This is a genomic window from Nocardiopsis sp. MG754419 (genome assembly GCF_018207095.1).
Classification (GTDB): domain Bacteria; phylum Actinomycetota; class Actinomycetes; order Streptosporangiales; family Streptosporangiaceae; genus Nocardiopsis.
In genome coordinates this window covers 1-608 of record NZ_QOCZ01000338.1, presented here as the reverse complement: position 1 = coordinate 608, position 608 = coordinate 1, and the positions used below count along the sequence as shown (strand labels likewise).

Below are 608 nucleotides of genomic sequence, written 5' to 3'. Positions count from 1 at the left end.
GCCCGGGGGTGGGGCGGAAGGTCAGCTCAGAAGGGCGTCGAAGTCTCCGGTCTTGGCGCCCCGGACGAAGGCCTGGATCTCCTCGGGGGTGTAGACGAGCGCGGGCCCCTCGGGGTCACGGGAGTTACGAACGGCGATGTCTCCGTCGGGGAGCGTGGCGACCTCGACGCAGTTCCCGTCGGGGTTGCTCCAGCTGCTCTTGGTCCAAGTGACCAGTAGCCGGTCCGCGGGAACGCCGTTGTAAATCCGATGCATCCTCAACCTCCTGGAACTTCGGGGGACGTGCGGGTGGTCCACGGTCGGCTCCAGCGCGCCGCGCTCGTGGGATCGGACCGCGACGGTCCCGCCGGTCGGGCCGGCCGCGCCACCGATGTGATCCTCGTGTCCCCTTTCGAGGCCTCAGCGTAGTGCATGCACGTGCATACGTGATTGCATTGGCAAATACTCGTGGGAGGCCCCGTGCGGACGCGGTGGAGTGACCGCATGTGGGAACTAACGTCGCGGGCGCTCCGATGGTTCACCGATCCCGGGCCGAGCCTCGGTCGTGGCCCGAAACGAACGCCTCCGACCAGCACGAAGCCCCGGTCGCGGGGCGGCCGGGGCGGCGG

At 69.2% G+C, this 608-nt stretch carries 1 protein-coding gene; it reads right to left on the bottom strand.

Features of this window, described 5'->3' with window-relative positions:
- Nucleotides 1-21 precede the first annotated feature (21 nt).
- On the bottom strand, nucleotides 22-255 hold the full coding sequence (locus tag DSY14_RS28005; RefSeq protein ID WP_211719593.1) for a DUF397 domain-containing protein: 234 nt from the start codon (nucleotides 253-255) through the stop codon (nucleotides 22-24).
- Nucleotides 256-608 lie beyond the last annotated feature (353 nt).